The organism is Kocuria sp. CPCC 205235 (assembly GCF_040980905.1).
GTDB classification, from domain to species: Bacteria; Actinomycetota; Actinomycetes; order Actinomycetales; family Micrococcaceae; genus Kocuria; species Kocuria carniphila.
In genome coordinates this window covers 1-23,882 of record NZ_JAVKPR010000033.1, presented here as the reverse complement: position 1 = coordinate 23,882, position 23,882 = coordinate 1, and the positions used below count along the sequence as shown (strand labels likewise).

General features: G+C 64.1%; 21 protein-coding genes. 5 read left to right on the top strand and 16 right to left on the bottom strand.

All coding sequences use genetic code 11. From position 1 onward, the window contains the following. Positions 1 to 264: 264 nt before the first annotated feature. From RF638_RS14790 to RF638_RS14780, 3 genes are all read right to left on the bottom strand, one after another. Entirely contained in the window at positions 265 to 1,095 is an 831-nt protein-coding gene (locus tag RF638_RS14790) for a hypothetical protein (protein WP_259914659.1), read from the bottom strand. A 442-nt stretch (positions 1,096 to 1,537) separates the two neighbouring features. Then, a complete protein-coding gene (locus RF638_RS14785; protein ID WP_315276014.1) occupies positions 1,538 to 2,959 on the bottom strand; it encodes an FAD-dependent oxidoreductase in 1,422 nt (473 codons plus the stop codon). Positions 2,960 to 3,100: 141 nt separating this feature from the next. Next, positions 3,101 to 3,931: an HAD-IIA family hydrolase gene (locus RF638_RS14780; protein WP_259914639.1), complete on the bottom strand. Its 831-nt coding sequence runs from the start codon at positions 3,929 to 3,931 to the stop codon at positions 3,101 to 3,103. A gap of 224 nt (positions 3,932 to 4,155) precedes the next feature. Here RF638_RS14780 and RF638_RS14775 point away from each other — a divergent pair, with 224 nt between their 5' ends. After that, complete coding sequence (locus tag RF638_RS14775) at positions 4,156 to 5,619, top strand: NCS2 family permease (protein WP_259914630.1); 1,464 nt, start codon at positions 4,156 to 4,158, stop codon at positions 5,617 to 5,619. A gap of 12 nt (positions 5,620 to 5,631) precedes the next feature. Here the strand turns inward: RF638_RS14775 and RF638_RS14770 are convergent, their stop codons facing one another. From RF638_RS14770 to RF638_RS14755, 4 genes are all read right to left on the bottom strand, one after another. Further along, entirely contained in the window at positions 5,632 to 6,531 is a 900-nt protein-coding gene (locus RF638_RS14770) for an urea transporter (protein ID WP_259914628.1), read from the bottom strand. Positions 6,532 to 6,546: 15 nt separating this feature from the next. Further along, entirely contained in the window at positions 6,547 to 6,909 is a 363-nt protein-coding gene (locus RF638_RS14765; protein ID WP_259914627.1) for a VOC family protein, read from the bottom strand. Between the two features lie 132 nt (positions 6,910 to 7,041). Continuing rightward, positions 7,042 to 7,977, bottom strand: a complete 936-nt coding sequence (locus RF638_RS14760) for a spermidine synthase (protein WP_259914625.1) — start codon at positions 7,975 to 7,977, stop codon at positions 7,042 to 7,044. A gap of 18 nt (positions 7,978 to 7,995) precedes the next feature. Then, positions 7,996 to 8,358, bottom strand: coding sequence for a thiamine-binding protein (locus RF638_RS14755; RefSeq protein WP_259914624.1), 363 nt, complete (start codon positions 8,356 to 8,358; stop codon positions 7,996 to 7,998). Between the two features lie 130 nt (positions 8,359 to 8,488). Here RF638_RS14755 and pta point away from each other — a divergent pair, with 130 nt between their 5' ends. From pta to RF638_RS14740, 3 genes are all read left to right on the top strand, one after another. Next, positions 8,489 to 10,582, top strand: a complete 2,094-nt coding sequence (gene pta / locus RF638_RS14750; protein ID WP_259914623.1) for a phosphate acetyltransferase — start codon at positions 8,489 to 8,491, stop codon at positions 10,580 to 10,582. A gap of 96 nt (positions 10,583 to 10,678) precedes the next feature. Next, positions 10,679 to 11,911: an acetate/propionate family kinase gene (locus RF638_RS14745; protein ID WP_315276006.1), complete on the top strand. Its 1,233-nt coding sequence runs from the start codon at positions 10,679 to 10,681 to the stop codon at positions 11,909 to 11,911. Positions 11,912 to 12,825: 914 nt separating this feature from the next. Further along, a complete protein-coding gene (locus RF638_RS14740) occupies positions 12,826 to 13,068 on the top strand; it encodes a hypothetical protein (RefSeq protein WP_259914619.1) in 243 nt (80 codons plus the stop codon). A gap of 92 nt (positions 13,069 to 13,160) precedes the next feature. Here RF638_RS14740 and RF638_RS14735 read toward each other — a convergent pair whose 3' ends face one another. The 5 genes from RF638_RS14735 to hisC form a co-directional block, all read right to left on the bottom strand. Continuing rightward, positions 13,161 to 14,540, bottom strand: coding sequence for a hypothetical protein (locus tag RF638_RS14735; RefSeq protein ID WP_259914618.1), 1,380 nt, complete (start codon positions 14,538 to 14,540; stop codon positions 13,161 to 13,163). Positions 14,541 to 14,616: 76 nt separating this feature from the next. Then, positions 14,617 to 15,234: an ABC transporter ATP-binding protein gene (locus RF638_RS14730; RefSeq protein WP_259914616.1), complete on the bottom strand. Its 618-nt coding sequence runs from the start codon at positions 15,232 to 15,234 to the stop codon at positions 14,617 to 14,619. A gap of 31 nt (positions 15,235 to 15,265) precedes the next feature. Beyond that, positions 15,266 to 15,769: a phosphoribosyltransferase gene (locus RF638_RS14725; protein WP_259914614.1), complete on the bottom strand. Its 504-nt coding sequence runs from the start codon at positions 15,767 to 15,769 to the stop codon at positions 15,266 to 15,268. A 52-nt stretch (positions 15,770 to 15,821) separates the two neighbouring features. Beyond that, positions 15,822 to 17,222 (bottom strand): amino acid permease, encoded by a 1,401-nt coding sequence (locus RF638_RS14720; protein WP_368842334.1) that lies wholly within the window; start codon positions 17,220 to 17,222, stop codon positions 15,822 to 15,824. Positions 17,223 to 17,383: 161 nt separating this feature from the next. Continuing rightward, a complete protein-coding gene (hisC, locus tag RF638_RS14715; protein ID WP_259914609.1) occupies positions 17,384 to 18,583 on the bottom strand; it encodes a histidinol-phosphate transaminase in 1,200 nt (399 codons plus the stop codon). A 180-nt stretch (positions 18,584 to 18,763) separates the two neighbouring features. On the opposite strand from hisC, the gene RF638_RS14710 reads away from it, so the two are divergent. Further along, complete coding sequence (locus RF638_RS14710; RefSeq protein WP_095798674.1) at positions 18,764 to 19,237, top strand: Lrp/AsnC family transcriptional regulator; 474 nt, start codon at positions 18,764 to 18,766, stop codon at positions 19,235 to 19,237. Here RF638_RS14710 and RF638_RS14705 read toward each other — a convergent pair. The 4 genes from RF638_RS14705 to RF638_RS14690 all read right to left on the bottom strand — a co-directional run bounded on the left by RF638_RS14705 (position 19,234) and on the right by RF638_RS14690 (position 23,735). After that, positions 19,234 to 20,694, bottom strand: a complete 1,461-nt coding sequence (locus RF638_RS14705) for a lipopolysaccharide biosynthesis protein (RefSeq protein WP_259914591.1) — start codon at positions 20,692 to 20,694, stop codon at positions 19,234 to 19,236. The two genes, RF638_RS14710 and RF638_RS14705, sit on opposite strands and share 4 nt — an antisense overlap. Beyond that, positions 20,687 to 21,511 (bottom strand): WecB/TagA/CpsF family glycosyltransferase, encoded by an 825-nt coding sequence (locus RF638_RS14700; RefSeq protein WP_095798676.1) that lies wholly within the window; start codon positions 21,509 to 21,511, stop codon positions 20,687 to 20,689. The genes RF638_RS14705 and RF638_RS14700 overlap by 8 nt, the downstream gene beginning before the upstream one ends. After that, positions 21,508 to 22,614 carry a prenyltransferase/squalene oxidase repeat-containing protein gene (locus tag RF638_RS14695; RefSeq protein ID WP_368842333.1) on the bottom strand — a complete coding sequence of 369 codons (1,107 nt, stop codon included), beginning with the start codon at positions 22,612 to 22,614 and terminating at the stop codon, positions 21,508 to 21,510. Before RF638_RS14695 ends, RF638_RS14700 begins: the two co-directional genes overlap by 4 nt. Before the next feature lie 71 nt (positions 22,615 to 22,685). Continuing rightward, complete coding sequence (locus tag RF638_RS14690) at positions 22,686 to 23,735, bottom strand: glycosyltransferase family 4 protein (RefSeq protein WP_259914586.1); 1,050 nt, start codon at positions 23,733 to 23,735, stop codon at positions 22,686 to 22,688. Positions 23,736 to 23,882: the final 147 nt, after the last annotated feature.

Genomic DNA, 23,882 nt, shown 5'->3' with positions numbered 1-23,882 from the left:
GCTTCCGCAACTTCGAGCACTACCGCCTCCGCATGCTCCTCATCACCGGTGGACTCGACGCCTCACCCCACACTCAACTCTGAAGAGCCACGTTTCGACCCTGTTTCCGATGCGCAGCATGTCGCTCGTGCAATCTAATTGACGGTACAACCGTTGGTTCCTGGGGTCTGAAAATTGGTCGACGTTAGGACCCTAGAAATCCGAGTTCCTGGCTCTAACGTTCATCAGATTACGAGCCGCCGACTGCCGGGGCTCTAACGTTGATCAGCCTGCGCGTTGGGAGCGGCGATTGAGCTTTTCAGCCAACCACTGAATCCACTTCCAACGAAGAGCCGGATCTTCGAGGTCGTCCAGCACCAAGATGTTGAGATCCCAGCCGTGATCTTGAAAAGTGCGGATGCGATTCATCTCCGTGCCGTACGTGCGGCGATCCAGTAAATGGATCTCACCGTTGTATTCGAGGCCCACTCGCAGTTCGGGCCAGGAAAGATCCGGGTAGGCGAGTTCACCTTCGATCATCACGGGGTGGTTCAAGATCGGCTCCGGAAATCCTTGGGTGACAACCATCCGGCGCACCAACGTCTCCATGGGTGACCACACCGGTTCTGCCGCGTTCCTCAGTGCCCGCTTCGCCGCGATGACGGCTGGGTTCCGCGCTGGCAGGTGTGAAATGGCTGCCGTAATTTCCTCGTTTGTCATTGCGGGCTGAGGGGTGAACTCTGGAATCTGCAATGCTCCAGACATCAGCGCGTCCAGACAGGCAGTCAGCCGCCATTGAGACAGATATGGTGCTGCTGCCACCATAGCTTCGACTGGATGGGCCAGTCGCGTGCCCCAGGGACCCGCATAGGTTTTCAGCCCATGGGACTTGGTTAATCGCATTCCCTGCTCACGTACCGTGGGGCGGGATCCCGACCACGCAAGATGAGGGATTTCGAACGCCTGCCTCAGTTCGCGTGCCCGCGGGGGTGATGGGTCGCTCAAGAAGTCGTTGACCCAGCGTTTGGTGTACCCGACCGGCAGCGTGAACAACTCCAGCGCGTGAATGCCGGTGATACTCAGCCCCACGCCATTCTTCGAATAGTGGTCGTGCAACAGCAGGGACCTTTGGACTGGCTCCGGCGAAGCTTCCGAGCAAACCCACATTCCCCGAACCAATTTGTGAGTCCCCGGGCGTCTCTCAAGATCTCGAGCTCGACTACCCAGCTGTGCCGTGGACCTGACGAGCGGGCGCGGTCCAAGTTCTAAAGGCTCACCGAGTTTCTTCATATCTCGGAGACTAGAAATCCATCCAGCCGATAGAAATGACACTTGCCCGATGTGGAGTTCGAGACACCGTGCACTCTGGTTGGCATGAGAGCCACTACCCCGGACCACCCTGCATCCTGATCGACGGCACACCCGGGGAAACTCGATTCTCGGGTCTCACTGTCGATCAGCCCGCAGTGGCCATCTAAACAACACCGCCCCACCCAGCCCGGAGTGAACGCGGGAACTGGATGGGGCGGCGTCGTCGGCGGGTAATTACCGACGAGAACTAGCTACGGGCGTGGACCCCGCGGCGGGAGACGGAGAGCATCTCGTCGCGGTCGACCACCTTGACGCGTTCGCGGGGGTTGCCCTCGGCGTCGTGGGAGGACTGGCCGAGGTTCTGCTCGTACTCGTCCAGGTCGAGCCAGCCGTCCCAGGTGGTGTACTCGACGCCCTTTTCCTCGAGCAGTGACTCGATGGCGGAGGGCTCCGGGAAGTCCGGATCGGCCAGGGCGGTGCGGTCCTCGAGCAAGTGGTTGATGGTCTCGAGGGCGTCGGACTTGGTGGCGCCGATCAGGCCCACGGGACCGCGCTTGATCCAACCGGTGGCATAGACGCCCGGAACCACGGCGCCTTCGGCGTCGACCACGCGGCCTTCCTCGTTGAGAATCACGCCGCGCTCGGGGTTGAACGGGACCTCCGGAAGCGGCGAACCCAGGTAACCGATGGCGTGGTAAACCGCCTGAATCGGGTAGTCGATGTACTCGCCGGTGCCGGTCACGGAAGCGTCGCCGTTGAGGCGTGTGCGCTCCATCCGGATGCCGTTGACCTTGCCGTCCTCGTCGCCCAAAATCTCGGAGGGCGTCTGCAGGAAGTGCAGGTGCAAGCGGCGGGACGCGGTCTTGGGCGAATCGTCCTCACGCCACTTGTTGAGCGTCTTCATCATGACCTTGGTCTGATTGTTCTCGACCATGGCCTGCTCGGAGGCCTCGTCGAATTGAAAGTCCTCGTTGTAGAGCACGATGTCCACGTCGCGGGACTTGGCCAGCTCACGCAGCTCGAGCGGGGTGAACTTGATCTGAGCGGGGCCCCGGCGGCCGAACACGTGCACGTCCGTGACCGGCGAATCGCGCAGCCCTTGGTAGACGTTGCCCGGGATTTCGGTGACGAGCATGTCGTCAGCGTGCTTGGACAGCACACGCGCCACGTCCAGCGCCACATTGCCGTTGCCGATCACAGCAACTTCCTTGGCGTTGAGCGGCCAGGTCCGCGGGTAGTCGGGGTGACCGTCGTACCAAGCGACGAACTTGGCGGCACCGTAGGAACCATCCAGATCCGAACCGGGAATCTCCAACGGAGCGTCGTTGACAGCACCGGTGGCAAAAATCACGGCGTCGTAATGCGACAGGAATTCCCCCAACGTGAGGTCCTTGCCGTACTCCACGTTGCCGAAGAAGCGGATGTCGCCGCGGCTCAGAATCGAGCGCAACGCAGTGATGATGCCCTTGATACGCGGGTGATCCGGGGCCACACCGTAGCGGATCAGACCGAACGGGGTGGGGTAGCGGTCGTACAGATCAACGCTGACTTCCAGCTCGCCTTCCCGCACGGCCTCGGACTTTGTGAGCATGTCGGCGGCGTAAATGCCCGCCGGACCCGCTCCGATCACGGCAACGCGCAACGGACGTGCTGAAGTAGGTGCTGTCACAGCTGGTATTTCCTTTCAACGCGCACGCATACTCGCGTGCCTGCGGGGACTGGGTTCTACGGTAGTGAAATTTGGGCAATCACACACACCGGGCCACCCCCGCGTAATGTTCCGTCACACCCGGGTCAGGCGATATTCGATTTACGACGCCGCCCCGGCCGCGTCCTGCCCGTCGACAGTGAGTAGTTCCACCAGGTCGGCTACCGAATCCAGCGCCAGGGTGGGTCGGAACGGGAACCGCTCCACGTCCTGGGGCGTGGTCACTCCGCTGTAGACCAGAACGGTCCGCAGGCCCGCCTCCATACCGGAGACGATGTCCGTGTCCATCCGGTCACCCAGCATGGCGGTGGTCTCCGAGTGCCCACCGATCTGGTTGAGGGCGGAGCGGAACATCATGGGGTTCGGCTTGCCCACCACGTAAGGGTGGAGGTTGGTGGCCGCCGTGATCAGGGCCGCAACCGATCCCGTGGCCGGCATGGGCCCCTCCGGCGATGGTCCGGTGGTATCCGGGTTGGTCGAGATGAAACGCGCACCGTTGAGGATCAACCGGATCGCGTTGGTGATGGCCTCGAACGAATACGTTCGGGTCTCACCCAGGACCACGTAATCGCAATCGGTGTCCGTCAGGACGAACCCCGCCTCATGCAAAGCCGTGGTCAACCCCGCTTCTCCGATCACGTAAGCGCGGGAACCGGCGTTCTGATTCTTGAGGAACTGCGCGGTGGCCAGCGCGGACGTCCAGAGATTTTCCTCCGCCACATGCAGTCCCGAGCGCGCCAACCGAGCCGCCAGATCGCGAGGGGTGTAAATGGAGTTGTTCGTCAGCACCAGGTACTCCTGGCCCCGTTCTTCCCACAGTTCCAGGAGCTCCGCCGCACCGGGGATGGCCGTGTTCTCGCGGACCAGCACACCGTCCATGTCGGTGAGCCACGTGGTGACGTGGGTGAATTGTGCCTCTGCGGACTTCGTCATGAGCTTTGTCCTCCCCGGGCAATCATCGTTCCCCTGGCACCAGCGTACTGAGGACGGGCCAGCATGGCTGTGAGTTGAGCAACACCGCGCCAGTGAAGGCAATCACGCGAGAACACTGACCGCGGCAGCGGCTGCGCCGTCGGCGTAGTATTTCTACACAAACGCCCCCATTCCGGTAGCCGTACCGCGCGCTGCCGTTGTGCCTTTGACCCGTGAGGATCTTCATGTCGTCACCGACCAAGCCCGCTTCGCAAACGCGCGAACCCCGCGGAGCGCTGGACCGCTTCTTCTACATTTCCGAACGCGGTTCCACCGTGGGACGAGAAATTCGCGGTGGCCTGGCCACCTTCATCGCCATGAGCTACATCGTGGTGCTGAACCCACTCGTCCTGGGCTACGGTCCGGACGGCGCCGGAAATATCTTGGGTGGCGAGCGCGTGGCCGCCATGACCGCTCTGGTCGCGGGCGTACTGACCATTGCCATGGGCGTGTGGGCCAAATCCCCGTTCGCGCTGGCCACCGGATTGGGCGTGAACGCGTTCCTGGCGGTCACGATCGCCACGAACCCGGGTCTGACCTGGCCCGAGGTCATGGGATTGGTCATCTGGGCCGGTCTGATCATGGTGGTGCTGGTGCTCACCGGCTTCCGCACCGCGGTGTTCAACGCGGTGCCGCCGTCTTTGAAGACCGCGATCGTGGTGGGCATCGGTCTGTTCATTGCGCTGATCGGGTTCGTCAATGCGGGCTTCGTGCGCCGCATCCCGGACGCCGCCGGCACCACCGTTCCCGTGCAAATGGGCACCGGCGGTGAACTGTTCGGCTGGCCCACCCTCACGTTCGTGGTGGGCCTGCTGCTGACCGTGGCGCTGCTGGTGCGCAACGTGCGCGGCGGCATTTTGATCGCGGTGGTTGCAACCACCATCTTCGCCCACATCCTCGAGGCGGTCTCCCCGTCCGGTTCCTCCGTGGACAACCCCAACGGCTGGTCCCTGGTGGTTCCCGCCAATCCCGAGGGCCTGTTCGCGCTCCCCGACCTCTCCCTGATCGGCTCGGCAGCCCCCATCGACGCCTTCCGCGAACTGGGCGTGATTGCGTGCATGCTGCTGATCTTCACCATTTTGCTGTCCATTTTCTTCGACGCCATGGGCACCATGGTGGGCCTCTCCCAGCAGGCCGGGTTGGTCGACAAGAACGGTCAGATCGAGCGCGTGGACCGCGTGCTTCTGGTCGACGCGCTCGGCGCCGTGGCCGGTGGCGCGGGCTCGGTCTCGTCCAACCAGATTTTCGTGGAGTCCTCCACCGGTATCGCCGACGGCGCTCGCACCGGCCTGGCCAACGTGGTCACCGGCATCATGTTCCTGCTGGCCATGTTCTTGACCCCGCTGGTCAACGTGGTGCCCTTCGAGGCCGTGGCCCCGGCCATGGTGGTCGTGGGATTCCTGATGGCCAAGAACGTGGTGCACATCGACTGGGAGGACTGGGGCGTTTCCGTTCCCGCGTTCCTGACCTTCGCCGTCATGCCGTTCACCTACTCCATTGCGCACGGCATTGGCGCGGGCTTCGTGTCCTTCGTGTTCATCCGCCTGGTGCAGGGCCGCTGGCGCGACGTCCACCCGCTCATGTACGTGGTGGCCGGCGCGTTCGTGGTCTTTTTCGGCATTGCCGTGATCGAGGGCTGGACGGCGTAGCTCGCTCTTCGACTACGACGCCGCCCGGGCCACTTCCCGTCGCGCCCACCGGTGCTGCGCGATCAGTACCGCCCACGTGGTCAGCACGAACGGCCACGTGTACATGGCCATCCCGGTGTGCTGCAGCGCCCCCCACAGCGGGACCGTGAGGCACGCACCCGCCAAGGGGACGAGCAAGCGAACTGCGCGAGCGGCGTCGGCGGGTGGGAAGAGCGCGCCCAGGGCAAGGGCGGTCAAGAAGCCGGCCAGGCCCGCCGCGGCGGGTTCTCCACCGAGGATCCAGAAGCCCAGGGCCGTGGCTGCCACTGCACCGGTGAGCGACCACAGGCCCTCGCGCGCTCCGGCGAGAAACATGAGGGCGAGGACCACCAGGCCCGTCAGCAGGTGATCGGTCAGGAGGACTTGCGCGCAGGCCCGGAGCGTTCCGGTGACGAGACCAGGGAGCGGCCCGATCGGCTCGAACCGCGGTACCGCGGAGACGTCTTGATGCCACCGCCCGAAGACCGGGTTCAGCGCAGAGTTCACCGCGCAGAACGGGCCCGTGAGCATGGGCAACCACGTGAAGATGCGTATTCGTTCGAGGAACCGTACGAGCAACGCGCACAGAGCGCTGCCCAGGACGGTCCAGGTGAGCGCGGCGGTAGAGGGGCCGCATGCGAGCAACGCCGCGCACCCGGTGAGGGCTCCGCAGAACCCGTGAATGCCGTCCGCGGCGTCGCGATGCGCTGGCACGGACCTCGGCCGGCGCAGCAGCAGGGATACTCCGGTCTGCACCGCGGCGCCGAGCACCGCGGCACCCGCCAACCACGGGGACGCCACCGTCAGGGCCAGCAGGACCACCAGACCGCTGAGTGTGGCGCGCTGGAAGAAGATCTGCCCCTGGGACCTGATCAGCGCTCGGACCAGCCACACACTGGCGAGTATGGGTTACTCCTGCGGATCCGAGAGGATGCAGAACTCATTACCCTCCGGGTCGGCGAGCACCACCCAGCTGTCCTTGCTGGTTTGGCCCACGTCCACCCTGTAGGCGCCCAGGGATTCAACGCGTGCCACTTCCGCGTCCTGGTTCGAGTCGAGGGCCCGGATGTCCAGGTGCAGCCGATTTTTCACGGTCTTGCCCTCCGGAACTTGCAGAAAGTCCAGCCGCGGGCCCTGCCCCTCGGTGGGCGTGGTGCTGACGAAGCCCTCTTCCTCGTCATCGATCCGGTAGTTCAGAACCTCACACCAGAAGCGGGCGAGGGCTTTCGGGTCCTGGGCGTCAATGGCCAGTGAGCTCACGTAGCTAGTCATGGGCCCACGCTACGGTGACCCGGCGTGGAACGGGAGGGCCCGGAGCCATCGGGTCCGGGTTTACTGCACGGTAGGCCGGGCTACTGCGCAGTGAAGCCGGAAGAAATGGTGCGCTGGACCATGACGGGTGGCTCACGCGCCCGTAATGGTCCCCACCGCCGGCATCTGGTCCGCCGGTTTGTCGTGCCACGGCTGCGTTTCGGCCACGAGCTGGCGGCACCACGCGGTGTCCTTGTACTGCGCGGGCAGCGGCCCACCCAACAGTTCCTTGGCCAGGGCGGCACCCGCCTCGGATCCGGGCTCGGGCAGCGGTGCGTGCGAGGCAGCCAACACCACGTTGCCATATCGGCGCCCCTTCAGCATGGCGGGATCCGCAACCGCACCCACGTGCTCGAACACCTCCAGCAGTGCAGCCAGCTCCGCGCGGGTTCCCTTGAGATTGCGGGTGTCCCCCACGTTCATGAGGTAGATGCCGTCCGGTGTCAGCACTCGATCCACGTGCCGCGCGAACTCCACAGTCCGCAAATGCCCCGGTGTTTGCTCGCCGGCAAACACATCACGCAGGATCACCTCGCGCGATGACTCATGCAGTGATTCAGTGACTTCACGGGCATCCCCGGCTCGGATCCGAAGGAGGGGTGCGCGGGGCAGATCGAGCCATTCGCGGACCAGGCGCGTGAGAGCGGCGTCGAGTTCCACGACCACCTGGCGGGCAGCGGGATAGCGCCATGCGAGGTAGCGCGCCATGGAACACGCGCCGCCGCCCAGGTGCAAAAGGCGCAGGGTGGTGGGGTCCAGGTGGCGGTCCACGTGCTCTTCGGCAAGCGCGCTGAACCACCTCATGTACTCGAATTCGAGCTGGTCCGGTCGGTCCGGCACGATGTGCGATGACGGCACACCGTTGACGCGCAACACCCACGCGCCGGGCACGTACGAGTCATGTTCAAGCTGCACGGTCCCGGTGTCGGTGTGCCAGGTACCTTCGCTCAGACCTGCCGCGTCCGACGACGCCGCGCTCACGGTCTCTGCCTGATCCCGCCGATTCTTATGGTTACGTTTCTTGCTCACTGGCCCCGGGACGCCCGGTTACTTCTGATCCGCGGAACCGGACGTGATGCCGCGGCGTTCCCGAGCACGGTTGAGTTCGTGACTGTGAATGGCAGCCTCGAGGCGCTCGACCTTACCGGAAAGCTCTCCGGTGTGACCGGGCCGGATGTCCGCCTTGAGCACCAGGGACACGCGCGGGCCGTACTCCGCCACCGCAGCGGTGGCCTGGCGGACCACTTCCATGCATTCATTCCATTCACCCTCGATGGTGGTGAACATGGAATCGGTGCGATTGGGGAGCCCGGATTCGCGGACCACGTGGACGGCGGCGGCCACGGCGTCGTGAACGGAAGCGTCGGGGTTGTCCCCGCCACTGGGAGAGACTGAGAAGGCGACCAACATGCTTCCAGTGTGGCACTTCTCTTACCGAAGCGCCCGTGAAACCCTCGGTATTCACACCTTTGTTGCCGCGCTGCACACGTGTCGTCTCTAAACTGAGACAGCAGACCGCCAACCGAAAGGGACCACCTCCATGACCCAGGGCATCTACGTTTCCGCCATGACACCGCAGTCCGGCAAGACACTGGTGGCATTGGGGCTGGCGGACACGCTGTTCAACAGCACGGACAAGCTGGGGTTCTTCCGCCCCGTGCATGACGGTGACTCCCCCGAGCAGGACTCCGCGCTCCAACTCATGAAGCGCACGTTCGATCTGCCCGACTCCCGCTGCCGCGGCGGCGTCTCCCTGGCTCGCACGCGGGAGATCCTGGCCTCCGGTGATCACGACGAACTGGATTCCGTGGCGGTCTCCATTTACTCCGAGATGGCCCGCGAGTGCGATGTGATCCTGGTGGACGGCACCGACCTGGTCGCCCACAACGCGGCCACCGCAGAGTTCGACCTCAACGCTCGCCTGGCCAACAACATGGGGTGTTCGGTGGCCGCGGTCATCAGCGCTCACGACGCGGGATCCGTGGAGGACACCGTCAACGCCGTGGACGTCACCCGCACCGAGCTCCGCCAGGCCGGTTGCGACATCTACGCGGTCATCGTCAACCGTGCCGCGCCCGACCAGATCGAAGAACTGACCCGGCGCGCCAAACCCGGTGCCCACAACCTGCCGGTCTACGTTATCCCCGAGGTCACCGCAATCTCCCATCCCACCATTGCAGAACTCGTGGACGCGCAAGGCTTCGGCACCGACCTCAATGACAACTCCCTGGACCGTGACATCAAGGGCATCAAGATCGCGGCCATGACCGTGGGGCACTTCCTGGATCAGCTCACCGACGGTGACCTGGTGATCACCCCGGGTGACCGGACGGACGTGATGTCGGCGACCCTGGCGTCGTCGTTCGCGGCGTCATTACCGGTGCCCTCGGGCATGCTGCTGACCGGTGGTTTCCGCCCGGAAGGTGCGGTCGCGTCGTTGTTGGCCGCCGCGCCGTTCCCGGTGCTGACCACCGATCGTGACACCTTCAACTCGGCCAGCGCGGTGGCCTCCACGCGCGGCACGCTGGGCGGCGCCCACCCCCGCAAGGTCGCGGCGGCCCGCGGCGCGTGGTCCCAGTACGTGGACAGCGACGAGCTAGCCGGGCGCATGAACCTGCCGCGGCCCGTGAAGCGCACCCCGCTGCGCTTCCTGCACGAGCTCGTGGAATCCGCGCGCGCCGATCGCAAACACGTGGTGCTGCCCGAGGGTGAGGACCCCCGCATCCTGCGCGCGGCGGAGATGATCCACCGGCGCAACTTCTGCGACCTCACCATCCTGGGCGATCCGGAACAGATCAGGACCCTGGCGCAGTCCGAGGGCATCGACCTGGATTTCGAGGCCGAGGGGCTCAACCTGATCGATTTCCAGCACGACGACGAACTGCGCGGTCGCTACGCGGACGAGTACGTGAAGCTGCGTTCGCACAAGGGGGTGACCAAGGAACAGGCGCTCGAACGTATGGCCGACGGTTCATACTTCGGCACGATGATGGTTCAGCTGGGCGATGTGGACGGCATGGTCTCCGGTGCCGTGCACACGACCGCCAACACCATCCGCCCCGCCCTGGAGTTCGTGAAGACCCGCGAGGGTGTCAACATCGTGTCCTCGGTCTTCTTCATGCTGCTGGCCGATCGCGCCTTGGTTTACGGTGATTGCGCCGTGAACCCCAATCCGGATGAGCAGGCCCTGGCGGACATCGCGCTGGCCTCCGCGCAGACCGCCGAGCAGTTCGGCGTGGACCCCAAGGTGGCCATGCTCTCCTACTCGACCGGTGGTTCCGGTTCGGGTGAGGACGTGGAGCGTGTTCGGGCGGCCACCGAGCTGGTTCGGGCCAGCAATCCCGACTTCGAGGTCGAGGGCCCCATCCAGTACGACGCCGCGGTGGACGCCTCCATCGCCAAGTCCAAACTGCCCGAGTCCCACGTGGCCGGTCAGGCAACCGTGTTCATTTTCCCGGACCTCAACACCGGCAACAACACCTACAAGGCGGTCCAGCAGTCCGCGGGCGCGGTGGCCGTGGGCCCGGTGCTGCAGGGCCTGCGCAAGCCGGTCAACGACTTGTCTCGCGGCTGCACGGTGGACGACATCGTCAACACCGTGGCCATCACGGCCATCCAGGCCCAGAGCCTCTAGTACGTACGACGCGGCTCGCGAGGTTCGCGGGCGGCGTCGCCCCTTCGACCAGCTCACCAGAGGCGCCCACCGACCGGGCGCGCGGAAGGACCCATCATGCTCGTGCTCGTTGTCAATTGCGGATCATCGTCGATCAAGTACCAGGTGCGCGAGGTGACCACGGCGGATGAACCGACCAACCCGTACACCTCCTCCATGCCGGCCATCAACGAGAACGTACCGCTGGCCCGGGCGACCGAGGGTGTCGAGACCGATGAAATCGTCACCAAAGGTCTGATCCAGAACATCGGCACGTCCGAGATCAAGGACCACACGCAGGCGCTGGAGATCCTGGCCGAGCGGCTCGATGAAGAGCTGGGTGGGCGCACCATTGACGCCGCCGGGCACCGCGTGGTCCACGGTGGTGAGAGGTTTTCCGCGCCGGTGCTGGTCAACAACGAGATCATCCGCGCGATCGAACGCCTGGCACCCCTGGCTCCGCTGCATAACCCCGCCTCGGCGTTGGGGTTGCGTGCCATCCAGAAGACCTGGCCGCACATGCCGCAGGTGTGCGTGTTCGATACCGCCTTCCACCGCACCATGCCCGAGAAGGCCTGGCGCTATGCGATTCCCGAGGAAATGTATGTCATGCACGGCATGCGTCGCTACGGGTTCCACGGCACGTCCCACGACTACGTGACGGGCAAGGCCTGCGATGTGCTGGGGATTCCGCGTGAGCAGTTCAACGGCATTGTGGCGCACCTGGGCAATGGCGCCTCTGTCACGGCCATCCGCAACGGTGAATCCTTCGATACCTCCATGGGTTACACGCCGCTGGCCGGCCTGATCATGGGTACGCGTTCCGGCGATCTGGACCCCTCCGTGGTCACCGCCATGCTGGACCGCAACCCCGCAATGACCGCCAAGGAACTGGACAGGATCCTCAACAAGGAGTCCGGTCTGCAGGGCATTTCCGGTGATTCCGATATGCGCGCCGTGGAGCAGCGAGCGGCCAACGGTGATGAAAAGGCCCAGCTGGCGCTGGACATGGCGGCGTACCGGTTGGCCAAGTACATCGGTGGCTATCACGTGGCCGTGGGTGGCGCTCAGGCCCTGATCTTCACAGCGGGTATTGGTGAGAACTCGCCGGAGTTCCGCACGCGGGTGTGCAATGAACTGGGTGCATTGGGTATAGCACTGGATCCCGAGTTGAATGCCTCCCCCGAGGGCGACGTGGCGCGGATCAGCACGTCGGAGTCGGCAATCGAGGTGCTGGTGATCAGCACGGATGAGGAACGAGCCATCGCCGAGGCCACGGCGGCGCTGGTGCGGGAGCGGGTGAAGAAGTAGCTCCGCCGCCCCGCCCCTCAACACTTGAGTCCGTAAAACTGCATTCTGACCGGTTAGAAGAGCAGTTTTGCGGACTCAAGTGTTGTAGGCCCTGAGAATTCCGGAGTGTGCCCTCCACAATCTCCCTGGGTGGCTGCGGACCTTCACGGGAATTCATAGTCTCCGGTTATGCCGCCACTCATTCGCATGCCTGATCTGGGGATCAAGCCCCTCGTGGGCACAATTTCGGCATGGGGTGGAGCTTCTAGGTCATTGAACCGTGACACCCATATGCGGCGACTCACCGACAGACACTGGGTCCGCACCTCCGGGCCACTTGATGCACTTCAACGTGCAGCGTTAATGCACCACGTTCTGGACCGTCCGGGGTCAGGGCTGCGAGTCACGGGGCTGACTGCCTTACAGCTCTATGGTCTCCCCGTAGGGTTGCCCGATGCGGACCTGGATCACGTGCTCGGCCATGCGCCACCCGTACGTGTCGGGGAGTATCGGAAGATGCTGGCTACTCCTTACCTCTCCTGGTTAGGCCTCCGGCGGAAGTGTCCGGATAAGACCACGCTGGTGACCAAGTCGTATGGCCTGGGTCGGTTTCCCGGCCCGTGGGGGAGCATGTTGGCCGACCCTGTTGAGGCACTCGTAGTGGCTGCCCCTTACTTGGCCCGCCGGCGAATGACGTCATGTCTTGACGCCCTCATGACTCGTAACATCAGATCCCCCGCTGGCAAGTCATTCCCGTTGTACAGCCGAGAATTTCTGGATCGACGGATCGACAAACTGCCTCCTACCTCCCGTACCGTGCGGAACGTTCGAGCTGCCCTTAATGCCGCCGTTGAAGGCGCCTGGCCCCCACTGAGTCCCTGACTCGAATAATTGTTGTTGCTCATGGGTTTTCGCCGCCCGCTCTGAATTTCCACGTGGTCCTGGACGGCGTCGATCGCTACCTGGATCTGGCCTGGCCGGAACCCAGGATTGCTGTCGAGTACAACGGTGCCGATCACGTGGACCGTCGTCAGTACGGCGATGAGATGTTCCGCCGTCACCGTCTCGAGGACAACGGTTGGCGGGTGCGATACGTCGTGTGGGAAGACCTGATTGACACGCAACGCCGCCATCTGTTGATCGAATGGCTGCCACAGCAGCTCGGGCAGCGGGGGTAAACAATCCAGTCCGTAATAGTGCGGACCTCAAGCCCCACGATGCACTCTTGGGGACCGGAAAGTTCGGGCACCGTGAATCCCCGCGCTAATCATCACTCCAAACGCTCGATGTCGGACAACTTTTTGAGGCGAGCGAGTGCGAAGATCAACATCGCACCGAGGAACCACCAAGCCCCCGTGGACAGCGACATGTATTGCAACAGCACTACCAATAGCACGGCGGGAACGAGCCCCTGGAACATCCATACGATCCGCGCGATGGCTGACAGGTCCCCCATGGGTGTGACCACGCCAGTCATCATCTCTGCGGGCAGGGCCCCGGCGCCGCTCAGACTCAGCTTGATGAGTGGCGGAAGGAGGAAGAGGATCAGGAACGCCGCAGGGACAATGGTCGTTCCCAGGAACAACCAGTCCCCCGTGACAAACCCCAAGGCCAAGCTCAATGCGCTCAAGAGCACTGGCAGGATCAGATGCCGGACCGCCGTGCCCCAGACACCCTGCGGAATAATTCGATCCGCGCCCACGGATTCCAGGTAGTCATTAAGCCCCTTGGCCAGCACACCGAAGACCCACTGCAGCACCACAACTGCCAGCGCCACCAGCAGCGGATCAGGACCAAAAACGGTCACGACGGCACCCGCGCAGAAACTTATGAGCAGCGCACCCATGAGCCGAAATGGCCGTCGAACAAGTGTCAGTGCATCCACGGACACCGCATTTAGCCACGAGTGAGAGCCCAGGGCCAGCCGAGAACCCCGGAAGAACCGCCGCACCGTCCCACCGGTCGAAGCGGCAACCCGCAAATCCCCCGCGACGAGCCCGGCGGTGAGCAGTTCCCGCGATCGCAGGTCCGTACGCAGCCGCGCATCGGTGACCTGATCCAGCGCGGCGGGAAGCGACAGCATCATTGCTACTGCGCAGACCAGGACCGCCCCGGTGAGCGCCCATAGAAGCCAGAGATCGAGGTTCACCCCTAAGGCCAGGCCAAGCATGCCGCAGCCCAGCCCTGTGAAGGCAAGTCGCGCCCAGGTAGCCACTCCTGAACCACCGAGGACGATACCGGAGGCAAAGAGCGCGGCCGTTCCCATACCAAACCCAGCCACCAGCAGCGCATCCACCACCTCCGCTCGCAGCCCGACGGCGATCACCGCAGATATCAACCCCGCGCACGCCGCCACACCGAGGCAAATGCGTACGGTCCGCCGCAGGACCGTCCCACGGAGTCCGAACGGCCCCTCCACGAAATAGAAAAGCTCCTGCGCGGAGATCACCACCGGCCCATATCGGGTGGGCAGCCACGGCGCGAGCAGAATGGCCAGATAGCCACTCATGAAGAACGCGGTAAGAATCGTGTCAGATCCCGCCGCGTACCCCAGTTCCCGCACCCCGAATACGCCGTACCAAGCCAGTGGCCCCGCGAGGTAGAGCCAGTACACGAGGTTCTTGTTGCCGGTTTGCTTGGGTCCGAGCACGCGCTGCGCCTCGACAATACTGCTCCGCTGTGCGCGCTCATCTTCAGTAAGCGCTGGTCGAGAACCGCCAAGCATGTCAGCCCGTGATTCCCAGCGCCACGTGACTGTCCGCGAGCGCCTCCACGAACTGTGGGTCGTGCGTGGCCATGACGACGGCGCCGCCGTTGCGTTTCTTGTCCAGCAACAGTTCCGCGACGAGTGCCCGCCGCTCGATGTCCAAGCGCTGTTCCGGTTCGTCCAGGATCATCAGTTCGGAAGGCCGTATGAGCCCGATGGCCAGGGAGACGAGCTGTCGTTCACCCGAAGACAGTTCAAGCGGAAAACTGTCCTGGATCCTCGCGATCTTGAGAGCCTCCAAAATGCGCTCCGGCTCGGACGTGTCTGGCGAATCTCCCCACGAGACACACACGAATCGGAGATGTTCCAGGACCGTGAGGTCTTCGAAGTACGGGGGGTCGCCCAGTACTGTGGCGATTCCAGCGCGGTGTTTGAGGGAATCGTGCACCTCGATGGTTCCCCCAGTAGCTAGGTCCCGACCGGCCAGGATCTTAAGAAGAGTGGTCTTGCCGGAGCCGTTGGGCCCGGTGAGGACTACACCTTCACCAGCGCTGAGAGCAAAACTCACCGGTGTCAGGATTTCACGACCATAAACAGTCTTGGATACGCCGCTGACTTCAACCAATGTTTCGCTCATAGTCCGTTCACACTAACCGGGCGGGCTACAACTACTTGCTCCGCGTCACCGGATCCTGATCCGACCAGGGGAACACGATCCACTCATCGGTGGCCTTCCACGCGTAGTCCGGTTTCACCTCCGACTGGGGTTTCTCATAGACCACGGCCGAACGGCACTGTGCTCCGTAACCGCTGAGCAGTTCCAGCACGAGGGCCAAGGTGCGCCCGGAGTCGACCACGTCGTCCACGACCAAGACCTTCTTGCCGCTGATCGACTCGGTGTCCAGCATGGGTGCCAGCAGAACCGGGTCCGGCAGGGTCTCGTGCACATCCGTGTAGAACTCCACGTTGACCGCGTCCGAGAGCTTGACGCCCATGGCGTAGGACAGGGCGCCGGCGGGCAACAACCCGCCCCGGGCCACGGCAATAATGATGTCCGGGGTGAAGTCGGAGTCGACGATCATTTGGGCGAGGTTACGGCTGGCGGTGCCGAAGCTCTCCCACGTGAGTACTTCTTTGGTCTGCAGGTCCGCGGAGTCAGCGTGATAAGCCATGTCCGCAGGTTAGTCGCTCCAGCTGAATTGTGCCCACTGTCCCCCGCGACGATCACCGGTCGACGGATGCGGAAGCACTACGCGCCTTCTGCGCCGTCCGTAGCTTGCACGCAATCGCGATGATCACCACCAAGCTGCCGGTCAACAGCAACTGGGTCCGGACCACGGGGTCGAAGAAGCCGAGCACGAAGATCATCGCAATGAGACCCAGAGCCACGTACGACAGGTACGGGTAGCCCCACATGCGGAAGGAAAGCTGACGTCCTGCACGGTCCGAGCGGCGTCGGAGGATGATCTGCGAGATCAAGGACAAGGTCCACACCACCAGAACGGTGGAGCCGATGGTGTTCAGCAGGAACCCGAGCAACTGCTCGGGCCACAGATAATTGGCGCCGACCGTCAGGAATCCCACGATCACAGACGCCACCACGGCCGCGCGGGGCACGCCCTGAGCGCTCAACGTCGCGTACCGGGCCGGGGCGTAGCCACGCGAGGACAATGAGTGCAGCATGCGGGATGCGCCGTAGAGGTTCGCGTTGAGTGCGGAGAGCAGGGCCAACACGATCACAATGGCCATCACGACCTGCGCACCGGGTAGGCCGACCTCGCTCAGCACTGCCACGAACGGGCTGGAGGACAGGGATTCGTCGTTCCACGGCAGGATGATCACCATGAGCGTCACCGCACCGATGTAGAACACGAGCAGGCGCACCACGATGGTACGAATCGCCTTGACCACGTTCTCCTTGGGATTCTCGGTCTCGGCAGCAGCCACAACCACGAGCTCCGTACCACCGAACGCAAACACCACGATCAGCAGCGCCGCGGCCACACCCGTGAAGCCATTGGGGATGAACCCGCCGTGTTCTGTGAGGTTGGTCAGCCCCGGCGACGGCGCCGGCAATAGTCCCAGCAGCAGGGCCACGCCCACCAGCAGGAACACGACCACGGCACCCACCTTGAGCAGCGCGAACCAGAACTCGGACTCGCCGAGTGCCTTGACGCTGATGAGGTTCACCGCGGTGAAGATGACCATGAAGGCCAGTGCCATGAGCCACTGCGGAATCACCGGCCACATCTCGTTCAGAATCTGCGCGGCGGCGGTGGCCTCGGCGGCGATCACGATGACCAGCTGGACCCACCAGAGCCAACCCAGGGTCTGCCCGGCGGTGCGGCCCATGGCCTGCTCGGCATATAACGAGAACGCACCGCGAGCGGGTTCGGCCGCCGCCATTTCACCCATGGCACGCATGACCAACACGAGAATCACGCACGCGACCAAGAACGAGATCAGCACGCCGGGACCGGCCACGGCAATTGCGTTGCCCGTACCAACGAACAACCCGGTACCGATGGCCGAACCCAACGCCATCATCACCAGGTGGCGGGTCTTCATGTGGCTGGCATCGGATTTCTTGATGTCCGGGCATGGAGTGGATGGAGAGTGAGACATGACATCCCGATCAGATCGAGCCGCGCCCTCTGCAGTGGAGAGCGGCGACTTATGGCGTAAGGACAAGGGAGATTCCTTTCGGGCCTGCACCAACAGTATGGACCGGGTGCATTCCAGGAAACCGGGCGAACCCGGTGCAGAGGGTGGGAGAAATTAGTGGGTCAGGCGGCGGGGAAGGCCGAGCGGTCCTTGAGGACCTCCAGTACCCGGTCGTTAGTTGCGAGGTCAGCCAGCGTGACCCGCACGCCGTCTCCGGCGTAGGCGCGCACGAGCACATCGGAGCGGTCGAAGGCGTCGACCAACGCTTGGCACAGGTCCTCCCCCGCGCGCAGCCACACGAAATTCGCCTGGCTGCCCGGCACGTTCCAGCCGGCCTGGCGCAGGGAGGCGACAATACGACGTCGTTCGGAGACGACCGCAGCCACGCGCTCGCGCAACTGCTCTTGGGCCTCGAGCGACGCGATGGCTGCTTGCTGCGCAAGCGTGCTCACGCCGAAAGGCAACGCCACTCGGCGCAGGGCCTCGGCCAGATTCGGGTGGGCCACCGCGTACCCCACGCGCAGCCCGGCCAGCCCGTACGCCTTGGAGAAGGTCCGCAGCACGCACACGTTGTTGTGGGCGCGGAACAGGGCCAGCGCGTCCAGGGTCTCGGTGGCATCGAGGTATTCGGTGTAGGCCTGGTCGATCACCACGAGCACGTGGCGCGGGACCTTGGCCAGGAAATCCGCCAATGTATCGTGCTCCAGCGCCACCCCGGTTGGGTTGTTGGGCGAGCACACCATGACCACGCGAGTCTGGTCGGTGATGGCCGCGAGCATCGCCTCCAGGTCATGGCCCTCGTGGGAATCCAGGGGCACAGGAACCGGGGTCGCGCCGGTCAGGCTCACCAGGATGGGGTACGCCTCGAAGGAACGCCACGCGAAAATGACCTCATCGCCGGGACCGCACGTGGCGGTCAGGATCTGCTGGAGCACACCCACGCTGCCGGGACCCACGGACACCTCGTTGGGTTCCACGTCCAGGAAGTCCGCCAGCCGTTCCCACAACTCAGTGGCGGCCATGTCCGGGTAACGATTCATCCGTCCGGCGGTCCGCTGCACGACCTCCAGAACGGCGGGCAGCGGCTCGTAGTGGCTCTCGTTGGACGCCAGCGCCGCCGTGAGATCACCGGTGGCGCGGCGGCCGGCAACGTAGCCGGGCAGTTGGGATACGACGTCGCGCACGCGCGGTTCGTCGTTCGCGCTCCCGGAGGGCGTGCGCCCGGAAGCCTCGCTGGCCTGGCGGGTTTCCGTGGCCTGGTGCGAGGCTTCGGTGGTCTCGAGCCGGCTGGAAATAGGGCTGGTGGTGGAACTGGTGGTCATCAAGGGGCCTTTCAGATGCCAAGGGCCCGGGTTACGGGCGACCGTTGGAGAGTCGGCTCTCAGTGTGAGCCAGGACACGCTGAAAAGATGGTGAACCCCATGAGCGATATGCGCAATACTTTAATTTTGAACTGCGTTAAATGCTTAGCTAATGCGCTTTAAGGTGACATACTGCACACCATGTACCAGCTCGACCCTCTGGATGCCCGCATCCTCATGGCCCTGGACAAGGATCCGAACGCCACGATCCTGGCTCTGGCCCAGACCCTGGGCGTGGCTCGCAACACCGTGCATGCTCGGCTCCGCCGCCTCTCCGAGGGAGGGGTCATGGGTCCCGTCAGCCAGCGTCTCAATCCACGCGCGTTGGGCTATGACCTCATGGCCTTCGTGGAGCTCTCCATCCGGCAGGGAACGAGCGAGGACGCCCAGAAGGCCCTGCTGCGGATCCCCGAGATCATCGAGATCTACGCGACTACCGGGGACTCCGACCTGCGCGTACGCCTGGTGGCCAAGGGCACCTCGGATCTGCACCGGATCACCAATTTGATCCTTGAAACTCCGGGGTTGCTGCGCACCACCACGTCCATCTCACTGCTCGAAGCCATGCCGCTGCGCATGACCAGTCTTCTGCAGCGAGAGGTGGAGCGAGGCTAGCCCCGCACGGCCCGCAGATGCAGCACCAACCCGGCCACCATGCACGCGGAGCGGAATGCCTCGCCAATCAGCACCCACATGGCCATAGTCACCGCGGTGTCCGCACCGGAGACCAAAGCACCACCGACCACCAGCAGCATCTGCACCGCTGCAATCGCCGCGAACATCCGCTCGCGGCCCCCAAGCATCATCACGTTGCTCATGGCCGAGGTGATCGCATTGATCACCGTGGACACCACCAGCACCACCGACGCCGCCCATGCGCCCTGGTACTCATCGCCCAGCACGGCCACGAGCCCGTCCGAGCCCACCACGAACAAGAACGCCAGGAGCCCCAACGGCACCACTAGCGAACTACCGCCGGCCTGCACCAATAGCTTGATCAGGGCGGCGGGTTTCCGCAGCTCCACGGCAATCCGCGGAGCAAAAACGGTGGCCACGGCGGAGGTTCCCATGGCACCGCCGGACTGGATCTTCTGCGCCACCTCATACACGCCGGCCGCGGCCAGTGATTGCCCACCGATCACGAACATGGGACCTCGCACGCACAGCGAGGTCAGCGCGTTGCCCGCTCCCACGGTCAGGGCGGGGCGCCACGGGATGGGGGCGTGAGCGACGTCGTCGGCGTGAGGTGCCCCCGAAGCATGCCGCGGAACGTATATGGGCCCCGGTTCGGGGACCGCCCTCGCGTGTCGTCCCGTGAACGGGACATCTGAGGCCGACGACGCCGCGCGGCGCCGTCGTGCGCGGCCCTCCTGAACCGACGGTGAGGCGGCGTACAAAATCAGTGTGACCAACACGAAGGCCATAACCTGCGATGCGATCAGCCAGTCCGGCGCGAGCACCGAGGTGACCAGAGCCCCCACCAGCCCGAGCGCGGGAAGCACGATGGACTCCATGAACTGGCCCAGCAGCGGCCAGTTGCGTGCTTGACGCTGAGCCACGTAGAGCTGCATGAACGCAGAGGTGACCGCCACGATGCCCAGCGAAAGGAACCAGGCTCCGGGACCACCCCCGAGCGCCAACGCCGCACACGCAACGGCGGCAATGCCGAACGCAATGCCCCACACGCGCACCAGCGCACCCGAATAGCGACGCGCAAGTGTTACCGCCTGGGCATTCCGGCCCTCAGCCCACAAGGGAGACTGCGAGCGCAGCCCCATGACGTCCAGACCAAGGGGCCCGGCCATGCGCGCGACCAGGGCGACCGCCCACAGGATGCCATTGAGACCCACCTCGGTGACGGAGAAGCGCAGAGCCACTGTGGCGACCAGCAGCATCTGCAGCACGGCCCCGCCCACGCGAATGCCGAGCACCAGGATGGACTGCTTGGCCGCACTCATCGGGGCACCCGGCCGCTTGGGAGCGCCAAGCTGGCTAGGTGCCTCGGTGGAGTCGGCGGGGGGACTCGTGGTGGCGCTGCCCAGCGCCACCCGAGCCGCGGGGGCCTCAGACACGGTTCAATCGTGCCCTCACCACGAGCCAGACGAACTTGGAATTGCCCACCAAGTAGCGCTTGAACATACGACGCGGCTCCTGGACCAGGCGCCAGAACCACTCCATGCCCATGCGTTGCACGAGCTTGGGGGCGCGGGAGGTGATGCCGGCGACCACGTCGAAGGAGCCGCCCACGCCCACGCAGATTCCCGCACCCGTGCGGTCCTTGTGGGCGAAGACGAAGTCCTCCTTGAGCGGGGACGGCACGCCCACGAACACGATGTCCGGCTTGCTGCGGGCGATTTCGTCCGCCATTTCCTGGTCGGTCGTGTCGTCGCGACGCCAGAATCCGTTGTGCCATCCCACTACGTTGGCCCCGCGCGCCAGGAAACGCCAACGCACCTGACGGACCACTGTGTCCGTGGCACCCAGTAGGTAGATCCGGTAGCCCTTCTCCGCACTGGCATCCACCAAACGGTCCATGAGGTCGATCCCGGCCACGCGTTCGGGCAGCGGTGCACCCAACAGCCTGGAGGCCCACACGAGTGATTGGCCATCGGCCGTCACCAGCGTGGCGGTGGCGAACTTGTCGACAAGGTGCTGATCATGGCTGGCTGCCACAAGCTTGGCGGCGTTCATGGCCAGGTGGTTGTAGTGACCCGAGTCCTTTTCGATGAGGTCCTCAATGGTCCGCACCGTCTCGTCCATGGTGAGCGGGTCAACGCGAGTGCCCAGGAGACGGTTGGCAGACTCAACGGGAGTCGATGGGTTGCTCAGCGCCGGGATGCGCACGCGGGCCTCATGGGCCGAGGAGTGGGGTCGGTGAAGCAAACTCATGACTGCACCTCCTCGGACTCGTCACCTTTGAGGAGATCAACCCACCGAGTCAGTGCGTAACTCGCGTGGGCCTGGTTCCAGCGCATGTGCGGCAAGGCCTTGGGACTATTCCGGAATCCGCCATCCTCACCCTGATGCGACAGCAGGTGCCGGATGGTCGGCTCCGGATCGATCTCCAGATCACCTCGGCGGGCCGACCCCGCGAGGAACCCCACGGTGGTGGCCACGTTGTGGACGTCGTGGGACGCGTGGGCCTCGTCCGCGTTGTAGACCGGCAGCCCGTCGAGGGTCAGGCAGTGGGCGTACCAGTAGGCCAGCCCGCGCTCGTACGAGTCGCCGATCTCGTAGCCCTGCTGCTTCAGGAAGTACAGCGAATCCAACACGTAGATCGTGTGGAAACTATCGATCCATTCGAGCCCCTTACCTTCGCCGTAGGCCCACGAGCCGTCCGAGGCTTGCGCCTCCACGGTGCGGGTGATGGCCCGCTGAATCAGGCTCGGGTCTCCGCCCAGGATGGCCAGGGACTCCGCGGCCAGCAGGGACCCGTTATGCACCAGGCGATCGGAGGCCTCCGTATAGCGGAAGAATCCGTCCGGGTGGGCGAGATTCTCCAGCCAGGTGGTGGTTTCAGGTGAAACCTCGCCCAGCCGCTCCATGGCGGAGATGGCGCGCAGGGCGAAGACCGTGGCCACTACATTGGGAGAGTTCGCCAGATAGTGAGCCCACCGGGTCTGAACGTCGAATTCATACCCCCACGGCCCACTGCCACGCGTGCACAGGATCTTGGTGATCAGTTCGTGAGCACGATCCGTGTGGCCGCCATGCTGCTCTGCCATGGCGAACAGCGCCATGGCCTTGGTCATGGTGACTCTGGGGACGCGCGTCATCGAGCGCAGCGAGTTCCCCAATCGTTTGTGTGCCTGAACCCACACCTGCCGAGGCAACCTGCCCTTCAACAGGGGAGCCAGGGGCGAGAGCAACCCGTCATATGGATCCGTGCCGGCGTAATCACGGCTCCGCGCAAAGCCCAGGGCCGCTTCCGTCGCCGAGTGGATATCGTTCCCCAACGACCTGTTCAGAATTTCCTGAGTGTACGAACTCATTAGTCCCCCCTTGTGAAGCCATACTTTGTGCCCGTCCCCCCGAACTGACACAAGGCTTCTATTCGGTTTTATTACCCTGTCCTGGCCTGTCGATATACGTCTTCGAGTCGACTTCGGTAGTGGACAATGTCGTATTGCTCTTGCCACCGCGCCCGCGCGGCCTGGGCCACGGCCACTCTCCGAGGGGTGTCCGCCAGGAGTATTTCCATGGCGTTCGCCAATTCCCGCGGGGCCCCAACGGGCACGATCCATCCGGAGTCACCGTCGGTGATGACGTCCGAGACGGACCCCACATCTGTAACCACCGGGGCCAAGCCCCACGCCATGCCGTCCAGAAGCGAGAGCGGTAGATTTTCCATGTGGCTGGCCAGCACCAAGATGCTGGCGTGGGCAAGTTCCTTCTTCAACCGCTCACCATCGAGCCAGCCCGTGGTGGTCACGTCCGGCGTTGTTTCCAGCAACCGGGTGATGCAACCATCGGGATCGTGCAGGTCCCCCGCCAGGACCAGTCGGGTCCGTACGTGGTCCGGCAATGAACTCCACGCCTGCAGAAGTTCAACGATTCCCTTGGCCCGGGTGACCTTCCCCGTGAAGAGGACGGTGGGAGTGGAACTCGGATTCGGTAACGCGGTGGGACCGGGAACGGCATTGGGAATGATATGCAGCTTCTGCGCCGAGACCCCCAGTTCCTCGCTCACGAACTGGCGCCACAACTCGCCGAGTACCACCACAGAACTCGCGGATCGGAACATGGATCGAACGGCCACGGTCATGACCTCGTTGAGATTCTTGAGAAATTCGGCGTAACCGCCACCGTGTAAATGCAGCACGTAAGGGCGCCGTCTGACGCGCAGCAGACCCGTCAACACGAGTTTTCGCCACGTACTACCCTTCGAGGCCAAGTTCACGTGATAGACAGTGCCGTCCGGAACCGGAGCCCAGCAGGCCAACATGGCCCGCCCGAACGCGCAGAGGCGTCGAGCACGGGGTCCAGGTGCGCCGCCGGACTCGACGAACTCAAAACTCGAATGATCGGATTCGGTACGCGCCAAGTGCCCCATCATCACTCCGATACCACCCGCGGTGTCGGGGCCTGGACCTAGGACAATTACCCGGGTCATCGGCTTTTCTCCACTCGGTGGCGACCACGAACGTTTCGGAAGACCGGCTCGGCCAGTAGTGCGTCGCCACCCGGCAGCCCGGAAGTAGTCATCGGTGGCTCCTCTGTTCTGCGAGCGGGGGTCGTATCAACTGCGTAAAGTGCTGCC

What these genes read in the sequence shown, in the direction of transcription:
- RF638_RS14780 (WP_259914639.1), bottom strand. Translation starts at nt 3,931, where the DNA reads ATGACGAAGTCCGCAGAGGCACAATTCACCCACGTCACCACGTGGCTC.
- RF638_RS14775 (WP_259914630.1), top strand. Translation starts at nt 4,156, where the DNA reads ATGTCGTCACCGACCAAGCCCGCTTCGCAAACGCGCGAACCCCGCGGA.
- RF638_RS14765 (WP_259914627.1), bottom strand. Translation starts at nt 6,909, where the DNA reads ATGACTAGCTACGTGAGCTCACTGGCCATTGACGCCCAGGACCCGAAA.
- RF638_RS14755 (WP_259914624.1), bottom strand. Translation starts at nt 8,358, where the DNA reads ATGTTGGTCGCCTTCTCAGTCTCTCCCAGTGGCGGGGACAACCCCGAC.
- pta (WP_259914623.1), top strand. Translation starts at nt 8,489, where the DNA reads ATGACCCAGGGCATCTACGTTTCCGCCATGACACCGCAGTCCGGCAAG.
- RF638_RS14745 (WP_315276006.1), top strand. Translation starts at nt 10,679, where the DNA reads ATGCTCGTGCTCGTTGTCAATTGCGGATCATCGTCGATCAAGTACCAG.
- RF638_RS14730 (WP_259914616.1), bottom strand. Translation starts at nt 15,234, where the DNA reads ATGAGCGAAACATTGGTTGAAGTCAGCGGCGTATCCAAGACTGTTTAT.
- RF638_RS14725 (WP_259914614.1), bottom strand. Translation starts at nt 15,769, where the DNA reads ATGGCTTATCACGCTGACTCCGCGGACCTGCAGACCAAAGAAGTACTC.
- RF638_RS14720 (WP_368842334.1), bottom strand. Translation starts at nt 17,222, where the DNA reads ATGTCTCACTCTCCATCCACTCCATGCCCGGACATCAAGAAATCCGAT.
- hisC (WP_259914609.1), bottom strand. Translation starts at nt 18,583, where the DNA reads ATGACCACCAGTTCCACCACCAGCCCTATTTCCAGCCGGCTCGAGACC.
- RF638_RS14710 (WP_095798674.1), top strand. Translation starts at nt 18,764, where the DNA reads ATGTACCAGCTCGACCCTCTGGATGCCCGCATCCTCATGGCCCTGGAC.
- RF638_RS14700 (WP_095798676.1), bottom strand. Translation starts at nt 21,511, where the DNA reads ATGAGTTTGCTTCACCGACCCCACTCCTCGGCCCATGAGGCCCGCGTG.
- RF638_RS14695 (WP_368842333.1), bottom strand. Translation starts at nt 22,614, where the DNA reads ATGAGTTCGTACACTCAGGAAATTCTGAACAGGTCGTTGGGGAACGAT.
- RF638_RS14690 (WP_259914586.1), bottom strand. Translation starts at nt 23,735, where the DNA reads ATGACCCGGGTAATTGTCCTAGGTCCAGGCCCCGACACCGCGGGTGGT.